Below are 19,699 nucleotides of genomic sequence, written 5' to 3'. Positions count from 1 at the left end.
GATGTCAAATATGAAAAAGAAAAAAATGACTACCTCTCAGCAACAATATGATGCATTGGTAAAAAGCATAGAACCTAAAAGACCTATTTTTAAAAATTGTATTAGAGCCTTCCTTGTAGGTGGAGCAATCTGCACTATTGGTCAAGGCTTTCAATGGATATTTATTAACTATTTCAATTTTGATGAAAAAACATCAATGGCTCCTACATATATAGCTTTAATATTTTTTGCTGCTTTATTTACTGGTCTTGGAATTTATGATCATCTTAGTCAATGGGCTGGATGTGGATCTGCTGTTCCAATTACAGGATTTGCTAACTCTATAGCTTCTGCTTCAATTGAGCATAAAAGTGAAGGCTTTGTACTTGGAGTAGCTGGAAACATGTTCAGTCTTGCAGGTGCAATAGTTGTTTATGGAGTTTTTTCTGCTTTTATAGTTGCAACTATAAAAATGATAATAATATGGTTGGGGGCGATGTAAATGCTTAAAGGACATCAATCTTGGGTTTTTGATTCTAAACCCACAATACTATCTTCTGCAGCTGTTGGTGGGCCATTTGAAGGCAACGGTGCTTTAGCTGATGATTTTGATATACTTACTGAAGATTTATGGCTTGGTCAAGATAGCTATGAAAAAGCGGAAAAAGCGCTTCTTGAACATGCTTGCCAAAGGGCAATACAAAAAGCAAATTTACAAAAAGAAGATATTAACTTTTTCTTTAGTGGAGATTTAATGAATCAAATTATTTCTAGTAGCTTTGCTGCAAGAACTTTAGGTATTCCTTATTTGGGTATTTTTGGTGCTTGTTCTAGCTCAATGGAAGGTTTAGCATTAGCAGCTCAACTTATAGATAGTAAGTCTGCAAAATATGTTGTGACAGCTGCAAGTAGTCATAATGCTGCTGCTGAAAAGCAATTTAGATATCCTACAGAATATGGAGTTCAGAGGCCCCCTACTGCTCAATGGACAGTAACTGGTGCTGGAGCAGCAGTACTTGCTCCAAAAGGAAATGGTCCAAAAGTAACTTCTGCTACTATAGGAAAAGTTGTAGATATGGGAATTTCGGATCCCTATAACGTTGGCGCTGCCATGGCTCCAGCAGCTGTAGATACTATTGAAGCTCACTTTAGAGATTTAAATATTGATGCTTCACATTATGACCTTATTGCTACTGGTGACTTAGGAAAAGTTGGGCATGAAATTGCTAATGCTCTATTTGAAAAACACAATATAAATATGCCAGTAGATATATTTACAGACTGTGGACTTTTGATATATACAAAAGAGCAACCTAGTTTTGCTGGTGGAAGTGGTTGTGGTTGTTCTGCTACTGTAACTTATGGACATTTACTTAACCGCATGCGTAAAGGAGAATTAAAAAAGATATTAGTTGTAGCAACAGGTGCTTTAATGTCTCCTATTTCCTTTCAACAAAAGGAAAGTATTCCTTGTGTTGCTCATGCTGTTTCCATAGAAATGTAACAAAGAAGGTGTGATTTAACTTATGGAAAAATTTATTTTTGCATTTATAATAGGTGGTATAATTTGTGTCATTGGGCAACTTATAATGGATACATTAAAAATAACTCCTGCACATACAACTTGTACTCTAGTGGTAGTTGGTGCAATTTTAGGAGGATTTGGCTTATATGACCCTTTAGTTAAATTTGCTGGTGCTGGGGCATTTGTTCCTATAAGTAGTTTTGGAAATACCCTTGTAACAGCAGCTATAAATGAGGCTCAACAAACAGGATTTCTTGGAATATTTAGTGGCCTTTTAAAAACAGTAAGTGCAGGGGTTTCATCTGCAATAATATTTGGTTTCTTTGCTGCTATAATATTCAAACCTAAAGGATAGATAAAAGTGAAAGAGTTGAGGTAATAATTCATCTTCGCTGAATTATAATGAAAGAATTAAAAAATTAAAGAATTAAGGTGATAGTTCAGCTTTGGTGAACTATTTTAAAATCAATTCCTCCAAAAATCCTATAAGGATTTTTTCACCTTAATTCTTTCTTTTTATTATTAATTTAGATATTTAATATAAGGTTGCGAAGATAAATAGAATATGTGGAATAAACATATTTTATTTATTGTAGACTTTATATTAATTACTAAACAACCCTGCTCCCTTTATGATTTCTTGTTCATTGAATAAACTTGCAACTGCTTCGTTATAATCATCTACTTTTTGTGATTTTTTTATTTTTTTAGCGTATTTTTTATTATCTGAAAATATGTAAATCATGTATCCCCATAACTCTTTCATTCTATAAATTGCAATTTTATCATCTTTAAATACATTTCTATAATCATTAAAGATTTCGTCATGGAACTTTTTTAATACTTCTTTATTTAAATTTGCGTTATTTCTAATTTCATTAATTAGTCCTGGATTTGCTAATACTCCTCTTCCTAACATTATTGTATTTAATTCCGGAAATTCTTTTGATAATTTATTATAGTCATCCAATGTAAAAATATCCCCATTATAACATACAGGACTATTACTTAATGTTAAAGCATCTTTAAACACTTCTAAATTAGGTTTATTTCCATAGAAGTCTTCCCTAGTTCTAGGATGAATAATTAACTCTTCTAAAGGATATTTATTATAAATTTTTATTAATTCATAAAACTCTTCTGAACTATCTTTTCCTATTCTAGTTTTTATTGAAATTTTCATATCATCTATTTTATAAATTTCATCTAAAAATTTATCAAGCTCTTCTCTTTTAGCTAAAAACCCAGATCCTCTATTCTTTGAAACAACTGTTCCTGAAGGACATCCTAAATTCAAATTAATTTCACTATAACCTAATTGTTGTAGCTTTCTAGCAGTAGTAATAAAGCCATCAGAATCATTAGTAAGTATTTGAGGAACTATATTCATCCCCTTATTATTTTCAGGTAAAATATCTCTTAGTTCCTTAGTCTTAAAGCTTTTACTACTAGTTGGAACAATAAATGGTGTAAAATACTTATCAACATTATCAAAAAACTTTTTATACGTATTTCTATATATGAATCCAGTGATTCCTTCCATTGGTGCTAAATAATATTTCATAGAATAACTCCTTACTATATTCTTTTATAAAGATTTCAAGAAACATTATATCAGCCTTGTAGTTTCTTATCTACTCAATAGTATTATTTTGCGAAGCAAAATAGTGAAGAGTGAAATAGTTAATAGAGAAAAAATTAAGGAGAAAATCCTTACAGGATTTTTTTAATAAAAGGTGCTTTTCACTCTTTCACTCCTAACTTTTCACTAATAAATTGCTTCGCAATTTACAACCAATGATTACGTATCTTAAAGATTCTTAATCCATTCAACAGCTAATTTAAACCAAGTTCCTGCATGTTGATTTATATGTTCACTTTGTCCGTTCATTGCAGTAAGCTCTTCACAAAGACTTAATCCATGTACACCATTTGGGTATATATGAAGTTCAAATGGCACATTATTACTTGCTAATGAATTTGCAAAAAACAATGAGTTTTGTACTGGAACTGCTCCATCATCAAAAGTATGCCATAAAAATGTTGTTGGAGTATTTTTTGATACTAATTTTTCTAAAGAAAGCTTTTCTCTTTCAACTTCACTTACATTTTCACCTAATAAATTATCAAAGGAACCTTTATGAGCAAACTCACCACTAGTTATAACTGGATAACAAAGTATCATTGCATTTGGTTTTATGTTATCTTTATTTATCTCTAAAGCTTCTTCTAAAATTTTATTATCCCATAAAACACCTAAGCTTCCTGCTAGATGTCCACCCGCTGAAAAACCACACACTATAATTTTATCTTTATCAACATTCCACTCTTTACTCTTACTACGAACATAATCAACAGTAGCTGCAAGTTCTATTAATGCTTTAGGAAATTTATTAGGAGCAACACTATATCTTAAAACTACTACATTGAATCCTTCTGCAACAAATTTTAATGCAACTGGCTCTGCTTCTCTATCCGAAGTCATTACATATCCTCCACCTGGGCACATAATTATTGTTTCTCTTTTTTTATTTATATTAATTTCTTCACTATTTTCTGGAATATATATGCTAATTACAGCATTACTCTCTTTTAATTTACTTGAAATATCTTTTAATTTTATTTTCTCATATATCATTTCTACTTCCCCTTTTATAACTTTTATTTTTCCTTTCATAATAATTATATATCTTTTATTTTACTTTTTAAATTTATATATATTAACTCTAAAATTTTATTAATATTAACATTTAAATGAAGAAGCTATATACTTATATATCGAAAAAATTCTCCTACTTAAAAATATGTTAATATTGCTGATAATTATTTAATAATAACCAAGAAAATCTCCTGGCTATAAGCAACCTTTAAATGGCTTTAACGAAAAACAAGCTAAGTGCAACACTTAGCTTGAAAGTTCCTCTTATGCTCCTTCATTTAAGAATTTATACTGTGTCATGTATAAGTCATAGTAGCTACCTTTATTATTTAGTAATTCATTATGGTTACCTACTTCTTCTATTCTTCCGTCATTTATAACCATTATTTTATCGCAATCTCTTATGGTGGATAATCTATGTGCTACTACAAAAGAAGTTCTTCCATGAAGTAATTTTTCTATACCTTCTTGTACTAATTTTTCTGTTTCTGTATCTATATTAGATGTTGCTTCATCTAATATTAATATTCTAGGATTTGCAAGTAATGCTCTTGCAAAAGATACTAACTGTCTTTGTCCTAATGATAATCTAGTACCTCTTTCATTTACTTCTGTGTTATATCCATCTTCTAATTTTATAATAAATTCATGAGCATTAACTGCTTTTGCTGCATTAATAACTTCTTCATCAGTTGCATCTAATCTTCCGTATCTTATATTTTCCATTATAGTTGTTGAAAATAAAAATGTATCTTGAAGCATTATTCCCATTTGACTTCTTAAAGATTCTAAATCTACATTTTTTATATTTTTTCCATCTACTAAAACTTCTCCAGATGTTGGATCATAAAATCTACTTAATAAAGAAACTATAGTTGTTTTTCCTGCACCTGTTGCTCCAACTAATGCTATTTTTTCACCTTTATTAACTTTAAAGTTTATATCTTTTAATACTTTTGCATTTTCATCATAAGAAAAATTAACATCTTTAAATTCTACAACCCCTTGGATTTTTCCAATTTTCTTTGCATTTTCTTCATTTTTTATTACTGGCTTCATATCTAAAATATCAAATATTCTATCTGCTGCTGAAAAGTTTGTGATTAAGGTATTATAAAAACTTGAAAGATTCATTATAGGTCTCCAAAACATTCCTACATACATTGAAAAGGCTATTAATGTTCCTATCTGTATTTCGTTATTTATAACTAATTTATATCCAACTGCAAATACTATTAAAGTACCAGCTCCCCATGATAATTCTACAAGTGGCCAAAAGAAATCATTTAACATAACAGCTCTTACAAAAGAATTACTTAATTCCTTTACCATTGATTTAAAATTATTTTCTGTTCCTTTTTCCTTAGCAAACCCTTGAACTATTTTTATTCCTGAAAAATCCTCATGAGTAAAACCATTCAAGTTTGACCTCTTATTTCTATAAATTTCCCATCTTCTTCTTGAATATATTTCAATACAAAACATAGCTATACCAAGTACTGGTAATAATGCTACTGAGGCTAAAGCTAATTTATAGTTAAGAAAAAACATAATAATAGCTACACATAAAAGATTTAATAATTGCGGTATAAGCGATTGAATACTTTGAGAAAATAAATTTTTTAATGAATTAACATCTGAAACTACTCTTGAAAGTATTTTCCCAACGGGTCTTCCATCAAAAAAATCAAATGATAAATATTGTATATGACTATATAATTCATGTCTTATATTTACTAAAATATTATTAGTTATTGAAGTTATCATATTCCATCTAATTTTTGATAAACCCCATGCAAGTAGGTTTAATACTATTAGTATTATTCCTATTAAAATCAATCCCGTTACATCCTTATTTACTACATACTTATCTATTGCTATTTTTAAAAGCAATGGATTAACTATTGAAGATATCATAACAAATATCATAAGTAGTATAACTATAAAGGATTTAAATTTATAAGGTTTAAGATATTCTAAAAGCTTTACTGTTATTTCGCTTTTACTTCTTCTTATTACTTCTTCATCTTTTTTTATTAAATTTGTGTTTTCCATCTTAAACCACCTCCTCTTCTATTTCATTAAAGTCTTTAAATTGGTTGCAACAAATATCAAAGTACTTTCCCTTAAGCTTTAATAGTTCTTCATGGGTTCCTTTTTCTTTTATTTCACCATTTTCTAAATAAATTATTATATCTGCATTTTTTACAGCAGAAATTCTGTGAGCTATAATAAAGGTTGTACTCTTTACATCCCTTTTTGATAGATTTTTTAGTAATTCATGCTCTGTTTCCATATCTAAGGCAGATGTAGAATCATCTAATATTAATACTTTAGAGTTTCTTACTAATGCTCTAGCTATTGATATTCTTTGTTTTTGTCCTCCTGATAAACCAAGTCCTCTTTCTCCTATTTCTGTATATAGCCCTTCTTCTAGTTCTTCTATAAAATCTAAGGCACATGCTAAGGAAGCCGCTTTTTCAACTTCTTTTGTTTGTGCATTTTCATTACTAAATTTTATATTGTTAATTATTGAATCTGAAAATAAAAATGTATCTTGTGGAACAATAGACATATTTTTTCTTAAAAAGTCTAAATCATAGTCTTTTATATCCACATTATCTATTTGTATACTTCCTTCACTTAAATCATAATATCTTCCTATCAAATTAATTAAAGTTGATTTACCTGAACCTGTAGTTCCCATTATAGCTACTGTATCTCCAGCCTTAATATCTAAATTTATATTCTTTAAAACATATTCATCATTATATTTAAAGCTAACGTTATTAAAGGTTATATCTCCTTTTAAGTCATCATTTTTATAGCTTTTTTCCTTACTTTTAATTTCAGGTTCTCTATCCATTATTTCAAATATCTTTTTAGCTGAAGCACTATTTCTAGAAAGTAAATCTATTAGCTCTCCTAACATTCTCATAGGCCATATAAGATTCCAAATATACCCACTAAATGCTACTAGAACTCCTATAGTAATATTTTCTTTCATAACAAGATATCCACCAAAAACTATCATTATAACCAATGATATATTTGTTAAAAATTCTATTGGCGGAAAAAAATCACCGATTATTTTAGCTTGTTTCATGTTTAAATCATAGTAACTTCTATTCATCTTTAAAAATTTAGTTATTTCATATTTTTCCCTTGAAAATGCTTTTACTAATCTTACCCCAGCTATATTTTCTTGAGCTGTTGTATTAATCTTAGCCGTTTGATCACTTATCTCTTCATAAGATTTCCCAAATTTATTTTCTAACTTTATTGCTATAAAACCTATTGGTATCATTATGATAAAGCAAGCTAAAGCTAAGGTAAAATTTAATTTGAATAAGATAACTGTAGAAACTACAAAGTATATTATATTTTCTATAAACAATCTAAGTCCAAACCCTATAGTTTGCCATATATTTTCTACATCTTCTCCTATTCTTGACATTAGCTCCCCAGTATTAATATTATCAAAATACTTAAATTCTAATTTTTGAATATGATTAAATAAATCATTTTTTATATCTTCATGAACTTTTACACTTAAAAGATCATAAATAAATTCTTTTAAATATCCAAAAATAGCTTTTACTATTGTAATTAATAGCATTCCTAACAAAACTTTAATTATTATATTGTTGTTTCCTGCTATAACTCCATCATCTATAAATATTTGTTGCAAGTATGGTATAAATAAATCTACCCCAATTACTGCAAGCATAAATAATGTTCCAATTATTAGCATCGACTTGTATTTTGAAACATATTTTAGTACTCTAGTCATAAAATTTTCCCCCTTTAATTCATTACTAATATTCTTTTGATTATTTGTTATACATACAACCCTCTCCCCTTTTTTTAAAGACAAAAAAGGCCACAGTTATCCGTGACCTTTTACTTATCTGTTTTTATAATTTAAAACAAAATAAAAAGCCAGGAGTAATAACCCGTGGCCCTAATTACCTTAATATAAATCTAAGTAATATTCTAATATTTTTAATGAATATATACTTTTATAAAGTAATATTGTATAAATATCATCTACCATATAAATTTACACAATGAGATAGGATTATTAATATAGTTTTTAATATATTTACTTTTATTATCTTCAACTAACATTTCTAAATTAAATATAAAGTTTGACATTTTCCTACCTCCTTTTCTTATTCTTACTTTATTCTTTTACCATCATATTCCTATTTGTAATTTTTGTCAATATATTTTATTACTTTAAAATACTTTTTTCTTTAATTTAACTTTTTCATACTAAATTTAACTGTAAACTCAATTTTTTCTTAATTAAATTTAAATAACTAAGAGAAAATATAAATCATTTTTTATTAACTAACTGCCATCTATATTAAGTAACTCCTTTTATAATATCTTTAATTCTATTTCATGCTAAATAAAAAAGGCTACCACTAACGGATTTTTATCCGCTAACTGATAGCCTTTTTACTAATTGATATTCATTACCTAAACTATTAGAAATTTATATACAATTTTTAATAGTTATTATTCTGTTTTATTTACTTTAGATAACATAATTGGTACTGTAGTAGCTATAACTAAAATCACTAATAATATTATAGCCATCATATTACCAGAAGCAAATCCAACTGGAGTTTTAGGAGTTATTAAACCTGTTACTTGTAAGATTATTCCTACTAGTCCTATTATTGAACCTCCTGCAACCAGGCCAGAAGATAAGCTTATTCCATTTGCAACTTTAGTTTCTTTTTCTTTTTCATTCTTACTCATTTTTTCAATAAATACACGAATTAATGCTCCAACTAATATTATTGAAGTTGTTGATATAGGTAAATAGAATCCAATTGCTATTGTCATTATTGGTAAATTTAATAAGAATAAGAATAATGCCATAACAATACCTACAATTATCATAGGCCAAGGTAAATCACCTGACATAATACCTGATGTTAATGTAGCCATTAAATTAGCTTGTGGTAATGCAAATTGTGCATCTACACCTGTAACTGCTAATTGCTCTGAAAGTATTTTTATTGTTCCTGTAACAACAACAACACCTACTATACTTGAAATTAAAAAGCTATTTTGCATTTCTTTTTTACTTCCACCTATTATGTAAGATACTTTTTGAGATTGGCTGTATCCTCCAGCTACTGATATAGCAACAACCATAAATGCTGCAAATAAAAGCAATGATTTATTATCTGCTTGACTGCTCCATCCCATTATAACAAAAACTAATGTTAATATAACTAATGATGCTATTGTCATACCTGATACAGGAAGATTTGATGTTCCTATTGTACCTGTTAGACGTCCAGAAACTATTACAAATAGTAAAGATAATAATAAAGATACAATAACAGCTATTATAGCCATTTTAATACTTTGAGATATCATAAATCCTGCTATAAATGCAACTACACTACCTGCTAAAAGTATTATTATTTCACTTGAATTGCTTTCTGAGTTACTATCCTTGCTTGATTTTGCTTTTAAAGTTTCTTTAATTGAAACAACTATAGTTGGTATAAGCTTAATAGCTCCTATTAAACCTCCACAAAGCATCATTCCAGCACCTATGTACTTAACATAACTTCCTGATATTGCATTTACATCCATTTGATTAAGTAATAGAGAAGCATCATTCCAAGAATGCATATTATTTGCTGCCATATCAGTAAAATATCCTATTAATGGTGCTACACCAAAGTTAGCTAATATTGAACCTGCAAACATAGTTAATGATACTTCTAATCCAACTATAAAACCTATACCTAGTAAAAGTGGATTTACTTCAGTAGAAAACTTCCACTTATAAAATTTACTTCCTACATAAGTAATGCTGTTATTAATAATATTTAAAAATGATCCTGTTAATACATTTATAATACCGCTTATTACAAATCCAATTCCCATGAACTTTATAGCATCGCCATCACCTTCTGAGGCAATAAGTGTTTCAGATATAGCCATAGATTCTGGATACATAAGTTTTCCATGCTCTTCTACTATTAGATATTTATAAACTAATGATAGACAACCCATTCCAAATAGAACTCCACCTACACCTACAATTAATCCTTCTAAAAATGTAATACTACTTCCTATTAAGATAATTGAAGGTAATACATAAATCATACCACTTGCTACAGATTCTCCACCACTTGCCATACCTTGTGTTATATTTTTTCCAAGAATACCTTTATTACGAGCAAAAGCTCCTATAAGCATTGAACCTATTATAGCTCCTGGTATCCCTGCCGCAACAGTTAATCCTGATTTCATTCCAGAATAAGCAGTTGATGCCGCAAATACAGCAGATAATAATATTCCTATTATTATTACTGATAAATTTGTTCCACGCTTTGATTTATCAGTTATGTATGGAACATAATCTTTACCATGAACGCCTCCATATGCTTCTTTAGATAATTTTTTCTTCATATGTACTCTCCTTCTTTTGTTTTATTAAAGCTATATATCTTTAGTATGTCCATTTTATAATTTAACATAATTCATATTATATTATTTATAAAATACTTATTTATTATGCCAAAGATATAAAAAAAAGAAAAGTCTTTTTATGTAATATAAAAGTATGAAAAAAATATTAATATTAAAATTTTATAGTATATATTCAAAACAGTATAATATTATTTTAAACTTTATATTTATAATTAATAGTTCTATTTTGAACAATAAAAAAATGAAAGAGCTTAGCAAAAAATTTAACTACATTGAAATTCTTACTTTACTCTTTTACTTTTTGATTTTTTCACTATTTTAAATTATCATTACCTATTAATGTAACTAGCTATCGGTGTTCTTGGATGTGCTTTAGAAATAATATCTGGATATCCAACATGAAGAATAGCTACAACCTTTTCGTCTTTCCTAACTCCAATTTCTTCTCTAAAATCCTGTGATTATAGATAAGTATCCCTCTTCCAAAACACCCCTAGACCTCTTTCCCAAGCTGCAAGTTGAAAGTTTTGTATTAATGCCCAATTAGCTGCATAATCTTCTTCTTTTAATACTTCATTACTATCTTCAGGCATTATTACAATAATGTGTGCTTGAACAGATGAAAAATAAGCCTTTACATCTTCAATACTTTTTCTAATAATACTGTCAATACTATTATCGTAAATAGTAGTATTCTCAGCACTTCCATTAACAGATGTAAACTTAGAAAAATTTTTCAAATTAGTTTCAGCTATAGCATTAGGTTCAATACCATATACCTTACTGCCTTTTTCAAGTAGTTGCTTAGTTAAAATGCCAGTATCAGAGCCTATATCAGCAATAATTTAAGCACAATTTATTATTTGTCAATATAAAACTATACATATAATCCAAAAGTTATAAATTCTTCTTCATTTATATTATTTAAAATCATTTCATAATAAAAGTGGATCATAAATGATCCACTCCCATTCTATTGCTAGACATTAAAATTTATCTTATTAATATTTTAAAATTTAGGATCTATTTCTGTCATTTGTATTCTTTTCAAATCCTTTTGTCTTAATCTTGTTTCTTCCATTATTTTATCCCAAGATTCTCCTGCTATTATCATTTCCTTTGCTTTTGCATAAACTTGATTTTTAGTTTCTCTATTCATGGTATTCCTCCAAGTCTAAATTAAGCTTTTAAGGCTTAATTTAATTTTATTTACATCTATATTATTTGAATAACTTAAATAATTATTACATTTAAAATCAAATTTATAATATTTGTAATATATTCATCTTATATTTGTTATTTTCATCTTAATAAATTTAAAAGGGTACTATTTCAGCACCCTTTTCCTTACACTCTAAATATATTACTAACTTTTTATACTAGTCCTATATCATTCCTAAAATACTTATCTTTAAATTCTACTTTTTCTATAGTCTTATACGCATCTTTTCTTGCTTTTTCTATTGTTTCTCCAACTCCAACTACTGAAAGAACTCTTCCCCCATTAGTTTTCAAAATTTCATTTTCAAGTTTTGCACCTGCTAAGAAAACTTTATCTTTTATATCATCATCTATAGTGATTTCATATCCCTTAGTGAAGCTTCCTGGATATCCCTTTGATGATAAAACTACATTTACACATGCTCCATTTTTCCATTTTACTTCTGTATTTTTCAAATCTTCTATTAATGAAGCTTCTATAAGTTCTAGCAAATCACTTTCCATTAAGTTAAGTACCGATTGTGTTTCTGGATCTCCCATTCTTACATTATATTCTAAAAGATATGATCCTTTTTTAGTTATCATAATACCAAAGAATATTATACCCTTATAATCAAATCCTTCTTCTCTTATTCCAACTAAAGTCCTATTCATTATATTTTCTTCAAAATCCTTTAAAACCTCTTCTGTTACATATGGATTAGGTGCTACAACTCCCATACCTCCAGTATTTGGACCCTTACCACCATCAAAAATTTGCTTATGATCCTTTGCAGATATAAATGGTATAATAGTTTTTCCATCTGTAATTGAAAGAATAGATGCCTCTACTCCTTCTAAAAACTCTTCTATAATTATTTTTTGCCCTGCTCCATTAAATATATCATCAACCATAAAAGATTTTACTGCAGCTATAGCTTCTTCTTTATCATTACAGATAGCAACTCCTTTTCCTGCAGCTAATCCATCAGCTTTAACTACAGTAGGATATGGACATTTTTCTAAATAATTTAAAGCTTTATTAACATCATAAAAAACTTCATACTCTGCGGTTTTAACTCCATACTTTTTCATAAAATCCTTAGAAAAACTCTTACTACCTTCAAGCATTGCAGCTTTTTTACTAGGTCCAAAAATCTTAAGTCCATTCATTTTAAACTTATCAACAATTCCCCTAGTTAAAGGATCTTCGGGCCCAACTACAGTTAAATCAATAAAATTCTCCAAAGCAAATTCTAAAAGCTGATCTATTTCAATTATATTTACATTCTCACACTTACTTTCCCTAGCAGTTCCCCCATTACCAGGAGCAACAAATATCTTTTCTACCTTCTCATTCTTAGAAAGCTTCCAAGCAATAGCATGCTCCCTACCACCAGAACCAATTAATAAAATTTTCATAATAAATTCCCCCTGCCAGTACTTTTTTACTTCTTTCCTAATGAAATTTACTTCTAATAACTATAAATCATTTATTTACTATATAGAAAAAAGAGAAACTATTGCGGAGGGCTATATCACAATGAGCTGTTTGTATTTCATTGTTGTTTGAGGCATAATTGCGCTAAGAATTTCAGTTGTTTGAGCGAATGCTAGTTAAGTGAGAATTTAAATCTCTGATTTATCCTTTCGAACTTACTACTACGACTTTTGAGTAGTAGTTTCATTAAAAATATCACAATTCTGCTAAAAACAACAATAGAAATACTCAGCGAAATTATGTAATAGCCTGAAGTAATAGTTTCTTTTTTTCTTAGTTAGCATTAATGTTTAAAGTGTCTAACTCCTGTAAATATCATAGATATTCCATGCTCATTACATGCATCAATAGATTCTTGATCTCTTATTGAGCCTCCAGGTTGTATTATTGCTTTAATACCATTTTTAGCACATTCATCTACTACATCTCTAAATGGGAAAAATGCATCTGACGCTAAAACAGTTGCCCCTTTGCCTCTTTGAAGTGCTTCTTCTGTAGCCCAGATTCTATTAACTTGTCCTCCACCTATTCCAATTGCTACACCATCTTTTATAGCAACAATTGCATTTGATTTAACATACTTAACTACCTTCATACCAAATAATAAATCTTTCATTTCTTCTTCAGTTGGTTCTTTTTCTGTTACTACTTTTAAGTCATCAATTAGCTTTTTATCTTCTTCTTGAACTAATATTCCACCATCAACTGTAACCATATATTTTTTATCCTTTGGATTATTGTTACATTTAATTACTCTTAAGTTCTTTTTAGTTTTTAATATTTCTAAAGCATCTTCATCAAAATCTGGTGCTGATACTACTTCTAAGAATATTTTAACCATTTCTTCGGCTGTAGCCTTATCTATTTTTCTATTTATTGCAACTATTCCACCAAATATTGACGTTGGATCTGCATCATGTGCTTTTTTATAAACTTCAAGAATAGTTTCTCCAATAGCTACTCCACAAGGAGTATTATGTTTAAGTCCACAACAAGCTACTTCATCAAATTCAGAAACAACTTTCCAAGCTATGTCTAGGTCTTTTATTATTATTATAAGATAGCTCTTTGCCGTTTAATATTTCAAAACTATTCATAGCTCCATCAAATTCTGTTGAACTATAGTATGCTGCACTTTGATGTGGATTTTCTCCATACCTTAAGCTTTGCTTCTTCTTATATGATATTGAAAGGTATTCTGGATATTCTTCATCTTCTAATAAGAAGTTAGATATTGCTGCATCATAAGCACTCATTAAATTAAATACTTTACCTGCAAGTTTTTTTCTTAACTTTACTGAAACATCTCCATTTTCAGATATTTCCTCCATAACTGCCTTATAGTCTTCTTTATCCGAAATCACTACTACATCTTTAAAATTCTTAGCTGCTGCTCTAAGCATTGTAGGTCCACCAATATCTATAAACTCTACCTTTTCATCAAAGCTTAAATTTTCCCTAACCTTTTGAAAAAATGGATATAAATTAACTATAACCATATCTATAGAATTAATATTTCTTTCTTTAATAGTTTTCATATGTTCTTCATTATCCCTTATAGCAAGTATTCCTGCATGAATAATTGGGTGAAGAGTTTTAACCCTCCCATCTAGCATCTCAGGAAAATTAGTAACTTCATTAACCTCAATAACACTAACTCCATTATCCTTAAGATGTTTATAAGTACCACCTGTAGATATTATTTCAACACCTTTACTTTCTAAAAAATTAGAGAATTCTAAAATACCTTCTTTATCAAAAACACTAACTAAAGCTCTTTTTATCAACTAAAAAACCCCTTTCTTTTAATGGAAAGAATTAAAAAGTTAATAATGAAAAAATTATGGTTCAAATTCCTACGGAATTTCTTATTTAATTTCATAACTCAACTTTGTTAAGTTGTCTCCTTAACCTTTTCATTTTTTTCATTCCTTCATTATTTCATTTTATTCTCGTTTTTCCATTTATAATTTCAACTTTATTTTTACTAATCAAGTCAATTACTTTTGGTAATATCTCATGCTCTTTTTCTAATACTCTTTTTTGCAATGCTTCTTTTGTATCTTCAAAATAAACTGGTACCACTTCTTGAAGTATTATTGCTCCGCCATCTACCTCTTCATTTACAAAGTGAACTGTACATCCTGAATATCTTACTCCAGAATTTATGACTGCTTCATGAACCTTTAGTCCATACATTCTTGGTCCACAAAAGCTTGGTATTAATGATGGATGTATATTTACTATCTTATCTTTAAACTCTTTAAGAATATTTCCTTGTAATATTGAAAGATATCCCGCAAGAACTATTAAATCAACTTTTCCTTTAGTTAACTCTAATATCCTATCACATGTAGTATCTTTATATTCTTTTTTAGATACTACATAAGTCTTTATTCCTTTTTCCTCCGCTCGTTTTAAAGCAAGTATCCCCTCTTTACTTCCTATGACCATTTCTATTTTACAATTTAAACTTCCAGCTTCTATTGAATCTATTATTGATTGAAGGTTTGTTCCTCCTCCTGATGCAAGTACTGCTATCTTAAACAAACACCTTCACCTCCAGATGTTACATAACCTATATCATAAGCTTTTTCTCCCATTTCAATTAAAGCTTTTGTAATAGGTTCAGCATCCGCTTCATTAACACATATTACAAACCCAATCCCCATATTGAAAGTATTGTACATATGATCCTTATCTACACCTTTTTCTATTATCTTTTCAAATATTAATGGTAATGGATAGCTATCTTTTTTTATTACTGCTGTAAAATTTTCTCCATTAAACATTCTTGGAATATTTTCTATAAATCCACCGCCTGTGATATGTGCCATTCCTTTTATTTCAAAGCTCTCAAGTAATTTCAAAATTGGCTTAACATAAATTTTTGTTGGAGTTATTAAAGTTTTCCAAGCTTCTTTTCCACCTAAATCTTCATTTAAATCTTCAAATAATTTTCTAACTAGTGAATAACCATTGGAATGTAAACCAGAAGATGCAATACCTATAAGCTTGTCTCCTTCTTTTATGTTCTTACCATTTATTATTTTATCTTTATCTACAATCCCTACAGCAAAACCCGCCATGTCATATTCACCCTCTCTATAAAAGCCTGGCATTTCAGCAGTTTCTCCTCCAACTAAAGCACAATCTCCTTGAATACATCCTTCTGATACACCTTTTACTAAATCTGCTGCAACCTCGGCTTCTAGCTTTCCACAAGCTATATAGTCTAAGAAGAATAATGGTTTTGCTCCATGACATAAAATATCATTAACACACATTGCAACACAATCTATTCCTACAGTATCATATTTTTTAGTTTTAAAGGCTATATCAAGTTTAGTTCCAACTCCATCTGTCCCAGAAACTAAAACTGGCTTTTTATATCCTTCTGGAAGCTCAACCATTCCTGCAAAGCTTCCAAGGCCATTTAGTACATAATCACTCATTGTTCTACTTGCATATTCTTTTATAAGCTTTACTGATCTATATCCTTCTTCTATATTAACTCCAGCTTCTTTATAAGTTATCATTTAACACACTACCTTTCAGCTTTTATTTTGCTCCTTCTATAGGTGTTGCTACTGGATATATTCCATTAAAGCAACCAACACAATATCCACAGTTTTCTTTAAAGCAACTATACATACCTTCCATACTTAAATATCCTAAACTATCGCATCCTATTGCTTCTCTTATTTCTTCAATTGATTTTTTGGCTCCTATAAGCTCACTTCTATATGGAGTATCTATTCCAAAGTAGCAAGGAAATTTAACTATTGGTGAAGCTACTAAAAAATGAACTTCCTTTGCTCCTGCCCTTCTTAGAGAATCAACTAAATGTTTTGATGTTGTACCCCTAACTATTGAATCATCAATTAACACAACTTTTTTTCCACTTATATTTGATTTAAGTGGATTTAACTTTACTGCTACGGCTCTTTCTCTAATTTCTTGAGAAGGCGTTATAAAGGTTCTACCTACATATCTATTTTTCACGAAACCAGTATCATAAGGTATTCCTGAAGCTTTTGAATATCCTATAGCTGATGGAATCCCTGAATCTGGAACTGCAACTACAACATCTGCATCTATTTTATATTCTCTAAATAATTGCTCTCCCGCTCTAACTCTTGACTCATGAACATCTAATCCATCTATTGTTGAATCTGGTCTAGCAAAATAAATATATTCAAAAGCACATGTTTGACATTGTGTGTTTTCTGAATACTTATATGATTTAATTCCATTATCATCTATAATAATTATTTCACCTGGTTCTACATCTCTAATCAATTCTGCTCCTATTGCATCTAAAGCACAACTTTCTGATGATAATACATAGCCTTCCTCAGTCTTTCCAAGACATAAAGGTCTAATTCCATGTGGATCTCTAACTCCTATAAGTTTATCCTTTGTCAAAATTACCATTGCAAAAGACCCTCTTATTGCTTGGATGGAATCATAGATTGCCTTTTCTATCCCCTTTTTAGCTCCTCTTGCTATTAAATTTGCTATAACTTCTGAATCTATTGATGTATGAAAGACATGTCCACCATCTTCTAAAAGTTCTCTAATTACATCAGCATTTACTAAAGTACCATTATGAGCCATTGCTATTGAACCAAGCTTAGTTTGACTAAGTAATGGTTGTGCATTTTCAATTCTAGTATCTCCACATGTAGAATATCTAACATGTCCTATTGCTGCAAAACCTTTAAGTCTGTTCAAATCCTCTTTAGAAAAAGCCTCTGTTATAAGCCCCATCCCCTTATGAATATCAACACCCTCGCCATTTGCTACAGCTATTCCAGCACTTTCTTGTCCTCTATGCTGAAGTGCATATAACCCATAATAAGTCATTGATGCAACATCCATAGGCTTATTTACATAAACACCAAAAACACCACATTCATCCTTAAATTTATCATTATCCGGATCCAAAATTAAATTTGAGTTCAAAAAAACACCCCCACTAAAAGTTAGAAAGTAAAAAAGTGGAAAAGTTATAGATATAATTCAGACAAGCTGAATTGTTTAATTTTAACTTCTAAAAAACTCTGTAAGAGTTTTACCCTAAACTCTTTCACTCTTAATTTTTAACTCCTTCACTATTTCTGTATTCTGTTTAATATTTCTACATAAGCGTCTTTTACATTTCCAAGGTCTCTTCTAAATCTATCCTTGTCTAATTTTTCTCCTGTTGTTGCATCCCAAAATCTGCATGTATCTGGTGAAATTTCATCTGCTAATAGAATTTCCCCATTGTATCTTCCAAATTCTAATTTAAAATCTATTAATCTTATATTTTGCTTTATGAAGAATTCTTTTAGTAAGTCATTAATTTTAGCAGTCATTTCATAAATCTTGTTTAGTTCTTCAAATGTAGTAGCTCCTATCCCAACTGCGTGATAGTCGTTTATTAATGGATCTCCTAGTGAATCATCTTTATATGACAATTCAAATACTGTAGTTTTAAGTTCAAATCCCTCTTCTAAGCCCAATCTTTTGGCCATTGATCCAGCTGCTACATTTCTAACTATTACTTCTAAAGGTACTATTTCTACTTTCTTACAAAGTTGTTCTCTTTCACTTAACTTTTCTATAAAGTGTGTCTTTATTCCATTTTCATTTAACATTTCAAAAATCATTGAAGTAATTGAATTATTTAAAACACCTTTTTCTTCAATTTGACCTTTCTTTTCACCATTAAATGCTGTTGCATCATCTTTATAATAAACGATAACTTCATCTGCCTTTTCTGTAGCATATATTTTTTTTGCTTTTCCTTCATACATCATTTCTAATTTTTTCATTATAACTCTACCCCATCTCCATTTTCTTCTATAAACTTACTTTTCATATCTAATCTAAATTTATTTAATTTTTCTCTTAATGAACTATCCTTTATAGCAAGCATTTGTACTGCAAGCATTCCTGCATTATAACTGTTATTAATTCCAACTGTTGCAACTGGAATTGATTTTGGCATTTGTACTATTGAAAATAAAGCATCTAACCCCTCCACTGCCCCTTTTATTGGAACTCCTATTACAGGCATAGCAGTTTGAGAAGCTATAACACCAGGCAAGTGAGCTGCAAGTCCAGCCCCTGCAATAACAACTTCACATCCATTTTCCTCAGCTTTCTTTAAAGTCTCCGTCAACTTTTCTGGAACCCTATGAGCTGATAATACATAAGCCTTAAACTCTACTCCAAACTCTCTTAAACAATTAGCAGCTCCCTTCATAACATCAGTATCAGATTTACTTCCAAAAAATATAGCTACCTTCATATAAAAACCCCCCCGTTTTATTAATTAATAATTGACAATTATTGAAAAAATTCAGTAGACTGA

At 29.3% G+C, this 19,699-nt stretch carries 16 protein-coding genes and 1 pseudogene; 3 read left to right on the top strand and 14 right to left on the bottom strand.

Going from position 1 to position 19,699, the window contains the following annotated elements:
• Position 1: 1 nt before the first annotated feature.
• From spoVAC to spoVAE, 3 genes are read left to right on the top strand one after another with little or no spacing between them, the layout of a single operon-like run.
• A complete protein-coding gene (spoVAC, locus tag CSBG_RS04840; RefSeq protein WP_008677561.1) occupies positions 2-481 on the top strand; it encodes a stage V sporulation protein AC in 480 nt (159 codons plus the stop codon).
• Positions 482-1,483 carry a stage V sporulation protein AD gene (gene spoVAD / locus CSBG_RS04835; protein ID WP_008677560.1) on the top strand — a complete coding sequence of 334 codons (1,002 nt, stop codon included), beginning with the start codon at positions 482-484 and terminating at the stop codon, positions 1,481-1,483.
• A 22-nt stretch (positions 1,484-1,505) separates the two neighbouring features.
• On the top strand, positions 1,506-1,859 hold the full coding sequence (gene spoVAE / locus CSBG_RS04830; protein ID WP_008677558.1) for a stage V sporulation protein AE: 354 nt from the start codon (positions 1,506-1,508) through the stop codon (positions 1,857-1,859).
• Positions 1,860-2,108: 249 nt separating this feature from the next.
• Here spoVAE and CSBG_RS04825 read toward each other — a convergent pair whose 3' ends face one another.
• From CSBG_RS04825 to purE, 14 genes and pseudogenes are all read right to left on the bottom strand, one after another.
• The gene (locus CSBG_RS04825) at positions 2,109-3,068 is read right to left on the bottom strand and encodes a tRNA-dihydrouridine synthase family protein (RefSeq protein ID WP_008677557.1); all 960 of its coding nucleotides are present in this window, start codon (positions 3,066-3,068) and stop codon (positions 2,109-2,111) included.
• A 246-nt stretch (positions 3,069-3,314) separates the two neighbouring features.
• Entirely contained in the window at positions 3,315-4,142 is an 828-nt protein-coding gene (locus tag CSBG_RS04820; RefSeq protein ID WP_035285654.1) for an alpha/beta hydrolase, read from the bottom strand.
• 285 nt (positions 4,143-4,427) lie between these two features.
• The gene (locus CSBG_RS04815) at positions 4,428-6,218 is read right to left on the bottom strand and encodes an ABC transporter ATP-binding protein (protein ID WP_008677553.1); all 1,791 of its coding nucleotides are present in this window, start codon (positions 6,216-6,218) and stop codon (positions 4,428-4,430) included.
• Between the two features lies 1 nt (position 6,219).
• Complete coding sequence (locus CSBG_RS04810; RefSeq protein WP_008677551.1) at positions 6,220-7,956, bottom strand: ABC transporter ATP-binding protein; 1,737 nt, start codon at positions 7,954-7,956, stop codon at positions 6,220-6,222.
• A 734-nt stretch (positions 7,957-8,690) separates the two neighbouring features.
• A complete protein-coding gene (locus CSBG_RS04805) occupies positions 8,691-10,613 on the bottom strand; it encodes an oligopeptide transporter, OPT family (protein ID WP_008677548.1) in 1,923 nt (640 codons plus the stop codon).
• Between the two features lie 482 nt (positions 10,614-11,095).
• The gene (locus tag CSBG_RS17675) at positions 11,096-11,467 is read right to left on the bottom strand and encodes a hypothetical protein (protein ID WP_270852521.1); all 372 of its coding nucleotides are present in this window, start codon (positions 11,465-11,467) and stop codon (positions 11,096-11,098) included.
• Positions 11,468-11,643: 176 nt separating this feature from the next.
• Positions 11,644-11,793 carry a hypothetical protein gene (locus CSBG_RS18470; RefSeq protein ID WP_008677544.1) on the bottom strand — a complete coding sequence of 50 codons (150 nt, stop codon included), beginning with the start codon at positions 11,791-11,793 and terminating at the stop codon, positions 11,644-11,646.
• Between the two features lie 215 nt (positions 11,794-12,008).
• The gene (gene purD, locus CSBG_RS04795; RefSeq protein ID WP_008677542.1) at positions 12,009-13,256 is read right to left on the bottom strand and encodes a phosphoribosylamine--glycine ligase; all 1,248 of its coding nucleotides are present in this window, start codon (positions 13,254-13,256) and stop codon (positions 12,009-12,011) included.
• 362 nt (positions 13,257-13,618) lie between these two features.
• A pseudogene (purH, locus tag CSBG_RS04790) lies at positions 13,619-15,122 on the bottom strand (bifunctional phosphoribosylaminoimidazolecarboxamide formyltransferase/IMP cyclohydrolase).
• A 154-nt stretch (positions 15,123-15,276) separates the two neighbouring features.
• The gene (purN, locus tag CSBG_RS04785; RefSeq protein WP_008677541.1) at positions 15,277-15,885 is read right to left on the bottom strand and encodes a phosphoribosylglycinamide formyltransferase; all 609 of its coding nucleotides are present in this window, start codon (positions 15,883-15,885) and stop codon (positions 15,277-15,279) included.
• Positions 15,873-16,874 (bottom strand): phosphoribosylformylglycinamidine cyclo-ligase, encoded by a 1,002-nt coding sequence (gene purM, locus CSBG_RS04780; protein ID WP_008677539.1) that lies wholly within the window; start codon positions 16,872-16,874, stop codon positions 15,873-15,875. Before purM ends, purN begins: the two co-directional genes overlap by 13 nt.
• A 22-nt stretch (positions 16,875-16,896) precedes the next feature.
• On the bottom strand, positions 16,897-18,303 hold the full coding sequence (purF, locus tag CSBG_RS04775; protein WP_008677537.1) for an amidophosphoribosyltransferase: 1,407 nt from the start codon (positions 18,301-18,303) through the stop codon (positions 16,897-16,899).
• A gap of 149 nt (positions 18,304-18,452) precedes the next feature.
• Complete coding sequence (gene purC / locus CSBG_RS04770) at positions 18,453-19,157, bottom strand: phosphoribosylaminoimidazolesuccinocarboxamide synthase (protein WP_008677535.1); 705 nt, start codon at positions 19,155-19,157, stop codon at positions 18,453-18,455.
• A complete protein-coding gene (gene purE, locus CSBG_RS04765) occupies positions 19,157-19,636 on the bottom strand; it encodes a 5-(carboxyamino)imidazole ribonucleotide mutase (RefSeq protein WP_008677533.1) in 480 nt (159 codons plus the stop codon). The genes purC and purE overlap by 1 nt, the downstream gene beginning before the upstream one ends.
• Between the last annotated feature and the right edge of the window lie 63 nt (positions 19,637-19,699).

The organism is Clostridium sp. 7_2_43FAA, from assembly GCF_000158375.2.
Lineage (GTDB): Bacteria > Bacillota > Clostridia > Clostridiales > Clostridiaceae > Clostridium > Clostridium tertium.
Note: the sequence above shows the minus strand (reverse complement) of the source record. Positions and strands in the feature narration are given on the sequence as shown.